Annotated in this window: 14 protein-coding genes and 2 pseudogenes; 8 read left to right on the forward strand and 8 right to left on the reverse strand. The window is 58.6% G+C overall.

Annotated features, from left to right (window positions below):
• Nucleotides 1–23 precede the first annotated feature (23 nt).
• Nucleotides 24–224, forward strand: coding sequence for a hypothetical protein (locus CKW25_RS19620; protein ID WP_095081707.1), 201 nt, complete (start codon nt 24–26; stop codon nt 222–224).
• A gap of 322 nt (nt 225–546) precedes the next feature.
• Nucleotides 547–744: pseudogene (locus CKW25_RS27410) on the forward strand (WYL domain-containing protein); the annotation flags it as partial.
• A gap of 4 nt (nt 745–748) precedes the next feature.
• Here CKW25_RS27410 and CKW25_RS19635 read toward each other — a convergent pair.
• The 4 genes from CKW25_RS19635 to CKW25_RS19650 form a co-directional block, all read right to left on the reverse strand.
• Complete coding sequence (locus tag CKW25_RS19635; protein ID WP_095081709.1) at nt 749–1,747, reverse strand: inovirus-type Gp2 protein; 999 nt, start codon at nt 1,745–1,747, stop codon at nt 749–751.
• A 407-nt stretch (nt 1,748–2,154) separates the two neighbouring features.
• Nucleotides 2,155–2,349 (reverse strand): AlpA family transcriptional regulator, encoded by a 195-nt coding sequence (locus CKW25_RS19640; RefSeq protein WP_095081711.1) that lies wholly within the window; start codon nt 2,347–2,349, stop codon nt 2,155–2,157.
• Nucleotides 2,350–2,402: 53 nt separating this feature from the next.
• Nucleotides 2,403–3,632, reverse strand: coding sequence for a hypothetical protein (locus CKW25_RS19645; protein WP_143497374.1), 1,230 nt, complete (start codon nt 3,630–3,632; stop codon nt 2,403–2,405).
• Nucleotides 3,633–4,268: 636 nt separating this feature from the next.
• Nucleotides 4,269–5,075 (reverse strand): AraC family transcriptional regulator, encoded by an 807-nt coding sequence (locus CKW25_RS19650; RefSeq protein ID WP_095081715.1) that lies wholly within the window; start codon nt 5,073–5,075, stop codon nt 4,269–4,271.
• 96 nt (nt 5,076–5,171) lie between these two features.
• Between CKW25_RS19650 and CKW25_RS19655 the strand changes: the two genes are divergently transcribed.
• Entirely contained in the window at nt 5,172–6,128 is a 957-nt protein-coding gene (locus tag CKW25_RS19655; RefSeq protein ID WP_095081717.1) for a threonine dehydratase, read from the forward strand.
• A 77-nt stretch (nt 6,129–6,205) separates the two neighbouring features.
• On the opposite strand, the gene CKW25_RS19660 is transcribed toward CKW25_RS19655, so the two are convergent.
• Nucleotides 6,206–6,529 (reverse strand): helix-turn-helix domain-containing protein, encoded by a 324-nt coding sequence (locus tag CKW25_RS19660; RefSeq protein ID WP_095081720.1) that lies wholly within the window; start codon nt 6,527–6,529, stop codon nt 6,206–6,208.
• A gap of 151 nt (nt 6,530–6,680) precedes the next feature.
• Here CKW25_RS19660 and gstA point away from each other — a divergent pair, with 151 nt between their 5' ends.
• Complete coding sequence (gene gstA / locus CKW25_RS19665; RefSeq protein WP_095081721.1) at nt 6,681–7,316, forward strand: glutathione transferase GstA; 636 nt, start codon at nt 6,681–6,683, stop codon at nt 7,314–7,316.
• A 103-nt stretch (nt 7,317–7,419) separates the two neighbouring features.
• On the opposite strand, the gene CKW25_RS19670 is transcribed toward gstA, so the two are convergent.
• Nucleotides 7,420–8,787: a TonB-dependent siderophore receptor gene (locus tag CKW25_RS19670; RefSeq protein ID WP_095081723.1), complete on the reverse strand. Its 1,368-nt coding sequence runs from the start codon at nt 8,785–8,787 to the stop codon at nt 7,420–7,422.
• Nucleotides 8,788–8,862: 75 nt separating this feature from the next.
• Between CKW25_RS19670 and CKW25_RS19675 the strand changes: the two genes are divergently transcribed.
• Complete coding sequence (locus tag CKW25_RS19675; protein WP_095081725.1) at nt 8,863–10,317, forward strand: glycosyltransferase family 39 protein; 1,455 nt, start codon at nt 8,863–8,865, stop codon at nt 10,315–10,317.
• Between the two features lie 23 nt (nt 10,318–10,340).
• Here the strand turns inward: CKW25_RS19675 and CKW25_RS19680 are convergent, their stop codons facing one another.
• Entirely contained in the window at nt 10,341–11,174 is an 834-nt protein-coding gene (locus tag CKW25_RS19680) for a phosphatase PAP2 family protein (RefSeq protein ID WP_172736577.1), read from the reverse strand.
• Nucleotides 11,175–11,201: 27 nt separating this feature from the next.
• Nucleotides 11,202–11,876: a histidine phosphatase family protein gene (locus tag CKW25_RS19685; RefSeq protein ID WP_095081727.1), complete on the reverse strand. Its 675-nt coding sequence runs from the start codon at nt 11,874–11,876 to the stop codon at nt 11,202–11,204.
• A 79-nt stretch (nt 11,877–11,955) separates the two neighbouring features.
• Here CKW25_RS19685 and CKW25_RS26340 point away from each other — a divergent pair, with 79 nt between their 5' ends.
• From CKW25_RS26340 to CKW25_RS27420, 3 genes and pseudogenes are all read left to right on the forward strand, one after another.
• On the forward strand, nt 11,956–12,159 hold the full coding sequence (locus CKW25_RS26340; RefSeq protein ID WP_143497376.1) for a hypothetical protein: 204 nt from the start codon (nt 11,956–11,958) through the stop codon (nt 12,157–12,159).
• 171 nt (nt 12,160–12,330) lie between these two features.
• Nucleotides 12,331–13,257 (forward strand): annotated as a pseudogene (locus CKW25_RS27415) (methyl-accepting chemotaxis protein); the annotation flags it as partial.
• Nucleotides 13,252–14,115 (forward strand): methyl-accepting chemotaxis protein, encoded by an 864-nt coding sequence (locus CKW25_RS27420; protein ID WP_371855193.1) that lies wholly within the window; start codon nt 13,252–13,254, stop codon nt 14,113–14,115. The pseudogene CKW25_RS27415 and the gene CKW25_RS27420, both read left to right, overlap by 6 nt.
• Nucleotides 14,116–14,178 lie beyond the last annotated feature (63 nt).

The following is a 14,178-nucleotide window of genomic DNA, read 5'->3' on the forward strand; positions in this document are numbered from 1 at the left end:
CGCTGCCTGGCTGAAGTGCGGCAATGAGTACCGGCGAGATACAAGCGCTGCTGATTGACCTGGACGGTCTCGCTCGCGAAACAGAACGGGCAGAAAGAAAGATTTTGCGCAAAGCTCAAGACCGGCTATCTCAGCTATTAGATACACCAAACAGCGAAAGTGAAAAGCGCCTGCTGCGGGGAGTGATCTATAGAGTAGAGGCGGAGATTGGGATGAATCGCTAGCCTAATGGACCAGCTCCCCAAGCAGCACTCGAAGCGCCCCTCGCGATTGATGCCGAGCTCTCGTAAGACTCCAAATGGACTTAGTAACAGCTCAGGCGCCTGTAACGGGCTTATCCCCTCAGCATCGACGAAGACGACTCAGAGTGCCCCTACGCAGGCAGCGAGCCCCCTCCGGCCTAAGACGCAAGTGCTGATCATCCTTGACCAGGTGCATCATAGCCTCATCGGTATTAAGCCGAATTGCTCGATCGTCCCTCTGGATGCGACCGATACCACACTTGTCGCTATATTGACCCTTGTCGTGATTGCAGCTGTGCGAGTAACAGGCGAGCAGACAGCCATCCTCGACACTGACGTTGGCATGAGTGTCGGCCAGCTTGTGATCAATACTTGTGGTGCGTTTGTGTAATACGTGCTGCAACGCGACCAAATTGATCCGACTAGGGCGCACGCAAAAGCTACAGCGCAGCAGATCGTGGTAGCGAATCTGGATGAACTGCAGCCACGGTTCTATCAGTGACGGGCTAGCTGCCTACCAGCCCCATTCGCAGGCATTTACTCCGGAGCGGCTTCACCCGCAGGTGCTGAGCATCCTTGACCAAGTAAACCATCGCATAGTGGACATGGGCACGAATCGCCTGGTCGTTCTTAAAGATCATGCCAATACCCAGCCCGCGCTTTTTCTCGTCTTTGTCTTTGGCTTTGCCCTTTCCGCTGTCTTCGTCCTTGTACTTTTCCTTGTCGTGGTTGCAGCTGTGGTAGTAGCCCTGCCCTCGAGTAATACGCTCCCACAACTCACCAATCTGCTGGGCCTTGTAGACGTCCCCGCGTACCTGGTTGCCATTGAAGAAGAAAGCGGCATGAAGGTGGTAGCCACAATCCTCCCCCTGCTCCACTGCGCTGATATAGCCAATGAGGTGGTCATATATCGGGTTACGCTCACGCTCAGCTAGCAACCGGTCGAGATCGTCGAATACGTGCTCGACCCGCTGCCTAACTTGGACCTGTTGGTGGTAATACAGATTGACCCGAATGATCAGGGTCCGCGAGTAGCGATCCAGCATCGCGTCGGAGTAATCACAGACACGGTCCGCCTGCTGCCTGGCCAAATCGCGACGATCTCTCTTCTCTCGGCGATACCATAGCTCACCTGTTAGCTGACGGATGCGCTCGACGAGTACGTTCATGCTGCGATGATGGTCCAGGTAGGCTGTAGCGCTCTCGTTCAAGCACACAGGCCCGGTAGGACTCCGCTCCAGCCCAATGTCCTGACAGGCGTCCCAGAACGCTTGCAGGTGCGCACTGTATTGGTATGCGCAGCGATCATCGAACAGGTCCATCATTTGCCGGATGTGCTTGAAGTACCTGGAAAGCCAGGTCGATTCAATCTGCTGGCTCCTTGAGCGTGCGCCTGGCAGCCGGAATGCTGGAGTGTCGTGCCGCTCGATGGACTTGACGAGTCTCTCAATCTGGATGGCGATATCGGATTGGGGGAGACTGGTATAGGGGTTGCTATGGCTCATGGTTGAGTACCTGGTTGGTTGTTCACATACCAGATACCGACTGTGCAATTTATAACCGGTAACCTACTCCCTTGATAACCAGCGATGACTGGACCATAGGGAGATTATTCATAGATCGTCGATGAGTGCTTCATGGCGAGTAGATTGGGTCGTGAATGTCTACCTAGGAGCTATAGCTATCTATTGCTATATAAATAGATGCAGCTCCGACTCAAGTGAACGCTCCCGACCTGACAGGGCAATGAAGATCAACATTACCAAACCAGCCGGGGAATTTGTCAATCCATCGTCTGTGGGAGTTAGCTGAGAGCTGATGACCACCAGTCGGCATAAACACCATGACCAACAACAAGCTGGTCATGGTGTTTATGCTGGATGGAAAGACTTACTCGCCATGGTTTGCTGGGTCACGCGCTCGCGGCCAGATCACGCTCCTCGATCCTGGCCAGGATCCAATCTTGGACCTCGCTTTCGACAAATCCAATTGTTCTATCACCTAACGAGACTGGGGCGACGAACCGGCCTTCCCCGATGTACTTGTAGATGGTTGACCGTGCCAGACCGGTCGAATCGATGACTTCTTTCAGGCGGATGATTCTCATGAGCGGGCTCCTCTGTATGGCTCAGAGGATCTGCAGGTGCGGTAAAAAATGACTTAGCTTTTCAGTATCCGTCTCGCTGGGGGTGTCAACAACCCGCAACCGAAGCGATACTCCAGCGGCATTTCCGACTCTTCCCCCCAGCTCTCGAGGGCCAACTCACCACGGTGAGACTCTCTCAGAATTGCGCATGTGGAAATCTCCACCGGCCGTGGCTGCAGGAGCAGCACCATGATTTCGTCTCCTTCGCCCTCCAACACTGGCAAAATGCAGAGCCCAACCGAGTCAAACCCAATCCAATTCGCCGCACCAAATCTCGCTCTGTAGGTCTGAGCAATCCCCACTACCAGCTTGCAGAAATGGCGGAGGATTTCCCCCCACGCCCGATCAGGCTGAACCTCTCCTGCCCCAAAGCCGAGCGGAGGCTGCAGGTCTGCCTCAATCCGATCGCGTAGCCAGTCATAATCTCCAGAACCATCACGGGCCAGATCAAACCAGTGGCGCGAGAGCAATTCGGACGCGCATCGATAGAGCATGAGCCGCAAGACATTGAAAACAGGTCGCCGCTCACGAGCTAGAAAGTGAAGAACCTCCTTGGGCGTCTTTGCGCGATTCAGCGCTGGAGGACGGCGAAACCCCTGAACATCCCGCAATAACACGTCGAAAGCATCATTCCGAACTTTGGACTGCGGCAGCCAGTGCACCAGAACCGCCCCCTCTCCACTCAAGCCATAGCCTGGATGATTTAGGTTGAGGAAATACGTGCTGTTGACTTTCTTCGTACAAAAAACCGAACTCGTCACCCCTGGCACGTAGCTGCGGATCAAGCCAACTCCCCTGAGACGCCGCAGTCGATGACTCAAACTCTCGGAGTCGAGCCCTGTCAGTCGCCTCAGGTCCAGGTTGCTGAGGCCCGCCACAACACCAAATTGATCGGCATTCGCGAGCAACGCCCCCAGCAGCAATCGATTACAGATGCTCAATCTACTACGAGCCCCCGGAGGCGCAGGCTTTCCAAGCCTGGTAACTATCGCCCTCTCCTTCTGGGACTTCGGCTGCGGCCCCAATATTTCTGCCGGGATATCAGCTCCAGAAAAAAGCCGCTTCAGATGGTCCGGGTGAGAGGCATGTGGAGATGGTTGGCCCTCAAGAGTCGCCAGCGACTGCGGAGCAATTTGATAGCTGACCTTTGGCCGACCTTTCCCGGCAAGGGCCGACTCCAAACGTTCCACCACACCAACCGCCACAAGTTCCCCCAAGGCAGCACTGACTACTCCTTCCACCATGTGGAGCTGTTTCGCAAGCGGTTTGCATCGGAAGCACTCGCCGTCACTCCCACCACACGAGCCGCCCCTTGCGATGGCCTCCAATATAAATCGCGCCTCTGGTCCGCAATCAGTCAGCTTCTGTAGGAAGGGCTCGATGCACAGGGACATTCTTAAATAATCCAGATTTAAAATACAGATTATACACCCTGTATAAATTCAAATAACGTTACCGCATAACGCAACGAATAACAGTTCACAAACGATGGCGAAGGGAGAGACTAAGCCCTAGAATTGATCAATGAAAATTAGCGGGAGGACGGGCAATGACCGGGAACGCAGGTAGCCGACTCCATCACGCAGCTCCAAGGTACCAAGCAAATCTCACTGGCATTCCAAATGGCATTCCAACAAAAAAATAAAACCGATAATTTGTTTTATATTCAATATCTTGTGTTGTCAGTTCAAATTACCCCGGCCCACCAAATACCAGTTTCCACATGTTCCCACATGATCGGAAACACCCCAAGAAGCCCGCCCCGTGCGGGCTTTCTTGTTTCTGGCCGCATCTCCTTATCTACGCCTATAAACACTGCCCGTGTATCCCCCCGCGCACCTTTCAAAAAAATTGAGTTGTAAACCGACTGTCGCCTTCCATCACCCCCGCAGCTCTCCTGGACTCACCCCCAATCGTTGCCTGAAGGCCGTGGCCATATGCGCTTGGGAGGAGAATCCGCAGGCTTGGGCGATGTCCGCCAAGCGGTCCACCGAGCCGCGCAACATGAGCCGGGCCCGGAATAGGCGCCTGTCGATCAGGTAGCTGTGCGGGCTCTTGCCCGTTGCGGCCTTGAATGCGCGTATGAAGTATCCCTCGGACAATCCCAGCAACCCTGCCATCGCCTGCACACTCAGTGGCCCGTCGAGCCCGGCATCAACGAACTCATCAAGCAGGTGCAGGCGTTTGGCGGTCATGGAGCCCCGGGGCGGCGTCGGCAACGCTTCGCCTCCCTTCGTCCGCTCTGCCAATGCCAGTGCCCACGCCTCCCAGTCGTCTTCCAGCGAGGCCCGCAACAGCGCTCCGCGCATTCGCTGCGCAATGATGATCGCCTGCCGATCGATGAGGTTGTTGAAAGCACGGTCCCCCATCAAGGGCGTGCCATCGGTTCGGATGACCCGTAGATATTCACCGCCCTCGGGCGACTCGGAAAACACGTCACACCCGACGGGTACGAATGCCAGGCCGTTGGGCGTGGCATTGAATTGGCGCACCCGATCGCTGCCAATGGCGTGGACGCCTCGCTGGCTGTCGAAGGCAAAGCCAATGGCCGCCTGGGTCGCTACGTATCGGCTTTCGTAGGCGGCGCTGGGCAGCAATTCGATCGCCCACGGCCCTGCTTCGGCTCGACGGACCGGTTCGTGCAGGCGCGGCAAAGGTAAGCAGCTTCGGCGGTTCATGAACACCATACTACTGAAGGACGACCACAAAGATCAGGTCAGTTTTCTGAAAGCCAGCGGCCCGTGTCGCTGCCTAGACTGGGCAAAACCTCAGGGAGAATGCCCATGCACAACGTGACCCGCGACGACATCGAAGACGCTGCCCGCCAGGTGTATCAAGTAATGCCAGCCACCGCCCAATACGCGTGGCCCTTGCTGGCCGAACGGTTGGGCTGCACCGTTTGGGTCAAACACGAAAACCATACCCCGACAGGCGCCTTCAAGGTGCGCGGCGGCATTACATTCATGCACTGGCTCAAGCGCACACACCCAACCACCGTGGGTATTGTTACTGCAACTCGCGGCAATCACGGTCAGAGCTTAGCCCTGGCCGCCCGGGCGCAGGGCCTGAGGGCGCTGATTGTGGTGCCGGTGGGCAATTCCGTAGAAAAGAACAACGCCATGCGCGGCTTTGGCGGCGAGGTCGTCGAGTTCGGCCGGGATTTCGACGAGGCCCGTGAAGAGGCTGCGCGCCTGGCCGAGACGCAGGGCCTCTATCTGGTACCGCCCTACCATCGTGAATTGGTCAAGGGTGTCGCCACTTATGCGCTGGAGCTGTTCAATGCGGCGCCGAACCTGGACAGCGTCTACGTCCCCATCGGCTGCGGGTCGGGGATTTGCGGGGTGATCGCGGCCCGCGACGCGCTGGGCCTGAAGACCCAGGTGATCGGCGTAGTGTCCACCGAAGCTGAGGCCGCGAAGTTATCGTTCGACGCGTGCGAACTACGGGAAACCGCTTCGGCAAATACCTTTGCCGACGGCCTGGCAGTGCGTAAACCGGTCCCCGAAGCCTTTGCATGCTATGCCGCAGGCGCGGCACGGATCGTATCGGTCAGCGAAGAAGAGATTGCCGAGGCCATGCGCGTGTACTACACCGACACCCACAATCTGGTCGAGGGTGCGGGAGCTGCGGCACTTGCAGCACTGATGCAAGAACGTGAAGCGATGGAGGGGAAAAGGGTCGGGGTAGTGTTGTCCGGCGGGAATATCGACAGGCCGGTGTATGCGAGGGTGATTACCTGAACGACTGCCGTATTTCGGCTGCCTGCAGCTCACGAAGTGACCACTGAGTGAGCTCAACGGATGAAAGACTGTAGGAGTCAGGCCGTCGGGCGGCTCTTGATCCATAATCCAAACTGCTTCATCACCTCAACGACAGGTTCCAGGCGCCTGCCATCCTCGGTCAGCTCGTACTCCACCTTGACGGGCACGGTGGGATACACCGTGCGCTTTACAAGACCTGCTTCTTCCAGGGCACGCAGATCAAGCGTGAGCATCCGCTGCGATATCGCGGGGATGTCGCGCCGCAGAACATTGAAGCGCTTTGGGCCATCAAGCAGATACGACACCAGTAGAAGGCGCCAACGACCGCCCAACAAGCGCATCGCTTCTTCTACCGAGCAACCCGATACGTTGTCTTTCACAGTGAGACAATCTCCGTACTGATAGCGGTATACATTTTGTACCTACACCACAAAATAGTGCCTTCTTCCGATTTTATACCATGACTCTAGAATACGTGGAGCGCCTCTTCATTGGATGCGATACATCACCGCCACTATCTGGAATTCATAAATGAAGTTGTATTACATCCCCGCCGCCTGCTCCCTTTCTCCCCATATCGTGCTTAACGAGCTCGGTATTGATGTCACTCTGATCAAGGTCGACAACAAAAAGCAGACCACTGAATTGGGCGACAGCTATCACAACGTGAACGAACTGGGTTACGTCCCCGTACTGGAACTTGACGACGGTACTTTCCTGCGTGAGGGCGCGGTGATCGTGCAGTACCTGGCCGATCAGAAGCCGGAACTAGGCTTGGCACCGGCCAACGGCACCATGGATCGCTACCGACTGCAGGAGTGGCTGAGCTTCCTGACTTCCGAAATCCACAAGGGTTTTATCCCGCTGCTGTACGCGGGACTGGCCGGTAAGTACGTGGACACTGCCAAGCCCAAGCTTGAACAACGTTTCGCGTGGATCAACGAACAATTGGCCGATAGGCAGTTCCTGATGGGCGATACCTTCACCGTGGTCGATGCGTATCTGTTCGCATTGATTGGCTGGGGCCAAGCCTCCTGGCTGAAGAGCTATTACCAGGCCGACATTCATTTCGACGATTTGAAAAGCCTCCAGGCCTGGTATGGGCGAGTGCATGAACGACCCTCCGTTCAGAGGGCTCTCCAGGCGGAAAGATTGGGGGGGATTTAAGTTACCGGCAAGCGTGACCATTAAACCGAATGACGGATGACCTGAGATCACAAAAAAGGCACTTGGCGATTCCCACCAGTGCCTTTTTTTCTGTCCGCGAGAATCAGAATTGGTAGCTCATCGACAGCACTGCCGCGCGCGGATCGCCGTACAGCACGCTGCCGTAGGAGTCACGGCCAAAGGTGCTGTAGTAGTGTTTGTCGAACAGGTTGCTGACGTTGACGCTGGCCGTCAGGTGTTCATCGACTCTGTAGCGACCGAACAGACCTACCAGGTAGTAATCGTCCTGGGTGGCACGGGCCTTCACCGAACCAACGTCCGCCTCATGGAACACTTTGCTCTGCCAGGTCATGTTGCCGCCCACGGTCAGGGCACTCCAGCTACCGGGCAAGCTATAGGCCGTGGAAAGCTTGAACAGATCATCCGGCTGGTCGCCCTGAAGTTTGTTGCCGTCCTTGTCCTTGGCCTCACGATGGGTAAAGCCACCCGCCACTTGTAGCCCGATCGCCACCTCACCGGACACCTCGAGCTCAAAGCCCTTGGTCTTGGTGCCATCGAGCGGTGTGTAGACATCGCGCGGGCTGCCGTCCGGCAAGGTGATGCTGGTGACGTAGCTGGCGTAATTGTCCTGAGTCACCTGGAACACCACCGCGCTGGCATTCAGGCGACCGTCGAAGAACTCGGCCTTGATACCCAGCTCAAGATTGTCGCCCTCCTCCGGATCGATGAAGCTGCCGCTGGCATCGTGGTAGCCCTGTGGCCGGAAGATGCTGGTGTAGCTGCCATAGACTGAGAATATCTCGTTCAGGTCGTAAACAATCCCGGCATACGGGATCACTCGCCCGGACTCCTGATACGTCTGGTCCGGGTACATCAAGCTGATGCTCTCGGGGTCGACACGCTCGCTGGTCGCTTCACGCTTGAAGTTGGTAACGCGCGCACCCAGCAGGATCGACAACGGATCGTAGGGTTTGAACCGCGCAGAGACGTAATAGCCCGTCTGGGTGTCTTCCTGCTCGTCCTTGCCATCGTTCATGTATTGCAGCCGCGGACCGTAGCCCTCCCACTCGAAGAAGTTGTCCACGCGGGTGTCGGTGGAGTATTGGTAGCGGTCCTGCATCAAGTGCGAGCGACTGCCCGTCATGCCGACGGTCAAGTCGTGCAACCGGCCTAACAGCTCGAACGGCCCCTGCACATATGCATCGACATTGTTCGAGCGGCGCTCGCCATTGCAATGACAACGGTACTGGAACACACCCTCACCCGTGGTTTTATCCGGGTAGCCACCGGATGCCGACATCATCAGCGAATCGTCCTTGTCGGACTGATGGCTGAACGCGACTTTGGCTCGCCAGTCATTGCCCAGTTGCTGCTCGATATTGGCAAAGACCGTGCTGTTGGTACATGCACGCTCGCAAGCCGACTTTGCGGCCGAGCACTTGCCCCAGGTCTCTCTACGCGAGCAGTTCATCAATGGTTCAGAATTGCCCTCGTATACTTTTATAGCCTGTCTCTCCCGGCCCACCCTTTCGGTAGCCTGATACCCATGTCACGCCCCGCGCCGCTCCTGTTCCTGCTCGCCGCCCTGCTGTTCTTCTTCGCCCTCGGCAATCACCAATTGCAAGGCTCCACCGAAGCCCGGGTGGCCGGTATCGCCATGCAGATGCACCTGGACAACGACTGGGTGACGCCGCGCCTGCTGGGGCAACCCTTCCTGGAAAAACCACCCCTGAGCCTATGGCTGGACGCCGGGGCGATTCGTGCGTTTGGGGGCTCGCCCTGGGCGGTTCGGTTGGCGTCGGCCTTTGCCGGGCTGTTCAGCGTGATGCTGCTGTACGCCATGCTGCGCCGATGGGGACGGCCGACGAACCTCGCCCTGATTGCGGGGATCATGCTGGCAACCATGGCCAGCTACTGGGGTAACGTACGCGGGGTCGGTGAAGATGCCCTGCTGAGTCTCGGTGTCACCCTGGCGTTGCTGGCGTTCTACCAGGCGCATAAGCAACAGACGGGGCAGCAACCCGCCACGGGCAGCTGGCTGTTGTTTGCCCTCGGCATTGCCATCGCCACGTTGAGCAAGGGCGTGCTCGGCCTGGCAATGCCGGGCGTGGTGATCTTCGCCTACCTGCTGACCGAGAGCCTGATCGACAAGCGCTTCACACTGACAAGCTGGACACGACCGGCGCTGGTGACAGTGCTCGGTTTGATCCCCTTGCTGATCTGGCTGTTCCTGCTGTATCAGCGCGGCGGCTCACAGGCCCTGGCCGAAGTGCTGTTGACCAATAGTCTCGGTCGCTTCAATGGCTCGTTCGTCGAGGCCGGGCACTATGAGCCGTTCCTTTACTACCTGGCCAAACTGCCGGAAGCGTTCCTGCCGTGGAACATCCTGGTCTACCTGGGGCTGTGGCACTTTCGCAAACACCTGGCGAACAACCGCTACCTGTTGTTCTTTACCCTGTGGTTGCTGGCCCAGTTCGTGATGCTGACCCTGGCCTCCAGCAAGCGCACCGTGTACCTGATGTCGCTGACACCGGCGGCGGCAGTTATCGCTGCGGAGTATGCCGCCGTGCTGTATGAGCGCCTGCGCCAGCACACGGAGGCGTCAGGCCGGCTCGGGAAGCTGGCCCGTCATCGCCGTGCATGGGCGATCGGCCTCATCAGCCTGATCGTCATGGCGTATCTGTCTGCCGCCCAATGGGCCGCCCCGCGCGCCGACCGCACACTGTCGTTCCTGCCGTTGATCGAGCAGATCCAGGCGATGCAAGCCATGGGGCAGGACGTGGCGCTGTATCAGGCCAACGAACGGACAGCCGGGGCGAGCGTTTTCTACACCCAGGGGTTGCTCAAGAATTTGCAGACCGAGGCGCAACTGTCCACCTTCCTCGCGGCGTCCCCCACTCATGTGGCACTGATCGCCAGCGAGCGCGAGCCCGGACCGCCCTTGAAGGTGCTGAAGACCATGAGGGTGAGCCGGCAGGCGTATTACTTCGTGGCGCAGTAAAATAAAAAAAAGTGCCGCCGAATTCAGCCCGACACCTGCACCTCGGTACCACCGACCCGGGCTGTCACCTTCTGCCGCACCGGCACATCCAGCCGCACGCGACCGTAAAACGCCAATGCCGTCAGCAAACAGGTGAGCCAGACAAAGATCCCGGCCCAGAAGGTGTGGGACATGTAGTGCCAGCCCTGCAATACCCGCGTGGTGCCAAAGATGAAGCCCAGCAGCAGCGAACCCCACAGGATGGCCTGCGAATAGCGCCACTGGTAACGACGCGCCACGAAATACAGGGCGAGCATGGTGAAACCACCGGAGGCATGCCCCCCCGGCCAGCAACGGCCGTCGCCCGCCTCCTTGAACAGCTGGAAGTTGTTGAACCACTCCATGTGGGCGATTTTTCCACCGTAGAGCGTGGTTTCAATCGGGCAGTACACGCTGGTGTGCGCCTTGAGGAAGTGAATCACGCCGGTGCAAAGGGCGAACGCCAGCACCACGAACCAGAAGTCACGACGATGGTCGGTGGTAAACCGCAGCACCGACGCTACCTTGGTCCGCTCCAGAAAACCGCCCAGGCGCGGGTGTTTCTGTGTGTTGAAGCGCGGCCAGACAAACGACAGCAACGCCCCGATCAAGGCGACCTCGGCAGTCCAGTCCGGAATCACGCGCGTCCACTTGTGGGTGATTTTTTCAAAGAGTCGAATGTGGTCGATCGGGAACGTCTGGGTCAGCGGATCAAAGAACAGATTGCTGAAGGCAATATCGATGTGGGTCATGTCGAACAACAGAAACACCACCGCGGCGCAGAGCAGCGGGATACCAAAGTTCATCCAATAAAACCGCTGGCGCACAAATATCTGCATCGTTCGTCCCGTCTGCACGTTGATCGATTACTGCGTGAACACCGAGCGCCAGTCAGTGGCGTCGAGGAACCCCAGGAGGTGGGCCTTGGCGTTACCCTTGGCGGTGGATAAAAAAAGCGCTGTTCCGTAACCGTAGCGGGTGCCCGGCACGTTCAGCTCTTTTTCCAGTCCGGCCATGCACTCACTGTGGGTGACCAACACCAGGTTACGTCCCGCCACCTTGTGGGCCAGTGCATCCCGTAGCAGGGTCCCCTTGCAGTTGAACAGCCAGTCCTGGCCGGTCGTGACCGAGCTGAACATGTAGCTGGACGTCTGTACCGCACGGGTCACGGGGCTGTTGTAGAGGTCGGTATGGGACAGCCCCAAGTGTTTGAACTGTGCCCCCAGCTCCACCGCCACATCCCGTGCACGGTCGGTGATGCCATCCGGGGTGTTTTGACAGCTGGCGTTGGAATGATCACAACGTTCAACGTGCCGGACCAACACAATCATCTCGCCAGCCGCCCAGTCAGCCTTCAGCCGCGCCAGATCCGAGGCACTGCCCTGCGCCAGGTCCGGAACCGGTGCCGGCCGCAACAGGTAAACCGCCGACAGCAGCACGCACAGCCCCAGCAACAGCGCGATGACGGTGCGCTTGTAACGCCTGATCCCCGCCAGACCGGGCGGGAGACTGGCACCCAGCGATTCGATTCTTGACCCCACGACCCAACCGCCCCTGTGGCATTGCCAGCCAGATAAATGCATGTGTCGGCCTGATGCCGACGATGGCAGGACAATAAAGATGGGCAAGTCGGAGGCTGGTGAAATGAATGTGAAAAAAAACGTGAGCGATGACATTTTTTGTCGAAACCCACTGTCAGCCGGCAATCTGCTTCCCTTGCAATTTCTCGTAACGAAAACAGGTTCAGCTATCTCGCTGGCTGCCGATACAGGCCTTCTATACCCCTTGCTGGCTCCCAAAAAAAATAATCTTCCAGCCAACTGACGATCAAGAAGCGCAACGTTCCTGGAGGAATTTTCGATGAATAGCTGGTTCGCCAATATCAGCGTCAACCTGAAGCTGGGCCTGGGTTTCGGCCTGGTGCTGGCCCTTACCTGCATCCTTGCCCTGACCGGCTGGACCAGCCTGGGCGGGCTGATCGACCGCAGCAACTGGATGAGCGACATCACCCAGCTCAACGCGAGCCTGACCAAACTGCGCATTACCCGCTTGCAATACATGCTGGCCAACGGCGACGAGACCGTGGCGCAGACCGTGCAAACCTCCCTCGATGGCTTCAAGGCCCAACAGCAGTCCCTGCTGTCGAGCTTCAAGAGCCCTGAAAACCTCAAGCTGCTCAGGGAACAAAGCGCCGTCATCGACGCCTACCAGCAATCCCTGAACAAGATGCGCAACGCCTACCGCACCGCCAACGCGGCGCGTCAGGCCATGGCTGAGAACGCCGAAGGCGCCAACACCCTGATCAACGACATCAACACCCGCGCGCGGCAGATGCCGCTGAGCGATGAGCGCTTCGAACAGTTCCAGGTCATCACCGAAGCCAAGGAGCAGTTCTTGCTCGCCCGCTACGAAGTACGGGGCTACACCGCCGACAGCAACCCGGCCACCGAGCAAAAGGCCGCGGTACAACTGGACGCGGCCATTGCCAGCCTAAAGGTGCTGAACAGCCACTTCGCCGACACTCAGCCAGACGCCTTGCGCCAGCTCGAACGCGTACTGACCAGCTACCGCAGTGCGTTGCAGGCCTATAAGGCTGCCAACCGTGAAGCCGTCCAGGCTCGTCAGGAAATGACAGTCCAGGGCAGTGACATCGTCAGCCGCAGCGACACGCTGTATCAGATCCAGCTGGATCGCCGCGACACCGAAAGCGCCCGTGCGCGCACCCTGCAACTGATCAGCACCCTGCTGGCCTTGCTGGTGGGCGTGCTGGCGGCCGTGGTCATCACCCGGCAGATCACCCGTCCGCTGCGCGAAACCCTGGCGGTGGTCGAGCGCATCGCCAGCGGCGACCTGACCCAGGACGTGCGCGTGACTCGCCGCGACGAACTCGGCGTGCTGCAACAAGGCATCGCCCGCATGGGGGTGACCCTGCGCGACCTGATCAGCGGCATTCGCGATGGCGTGACCCAGATCGCCAGCGCCGCAGAAGAACTGTCCGCCGTCACCGAAGAAACCAGCGCCGGGGTCAACAGCCAGAAGGTGGAAACCGATCAGGTGGCCACCGCGATGCACGAAATGACCGCCACCGTGCAGGAGGTCGCGCGCAACGCCGAGCAAGCCTCGCAAGCGGCCGCCGCGGCTGACTGTGAAGCCCGTGACGGTGACAAGGTGGTCAACCAGGCGATCACCCAGATCGAACGCCTGGCCAGCGAGGTGGTGCGTTCCACCGAAGCCATGACCGTACTGCAACAGGAAAGCGACAAGATCGGCAGCGTCATGGACGTGATCAAGGCCGTGGCCGAACAGACCAACCTGCTGGCGCTCAACGCCGCCATTGAAGCGGCGCGCGCCGGTGAAGCCGGTCGTGGCTTTGCCGTGGTGGCTGACGAAGTCCGTGGCCTGGCCCAGCGCACGCAGAAGTCCACCGAGGAAATCGAAGGCCTGGTTGCCGCGCTACAGAACGGTACCCAGCAAGTGGCGACCGTGATGAACAACAGCCGCAGCCTGACCGACAGCAGCGTCGAGCTGACCCGCAAGGCCGGCGCGTCACTGGAGAACATCACCCGCACGGTGTCGAACATTCAGTCGATGAACCAGCAGATTGCCGCCGCAGCCGAGCAGCAAAGTGCGGTGGCCGAAGAAATCAGCCGCAGCATCATCAACGTGCGCGACGTCTCCGAACAGACCGCCGCCGCCAGCGATGAAACCGCGGCGTCCAGCGTTGAACTGGCGCGCCTGGGCAATCAGTTGCAGATGATGGTCAGCCACTTCCGCGTCTGATCCCCCGAGACGAGGGCGGCCACTGTGCCGCCCTTGCTCTGTGGCGAGCGAGCTTGCTCGCGC

The sequence above is a fragment of the Pseudomonas sp. Irchel s3h17 genome (genome assembly GCF_900187505.1).
Lineage (GTDB): Bacteria > Pseudomonadota > Gammaproteobacteria > Pseudomonadales > Pseudomonadaceae > Aquipseudomonas.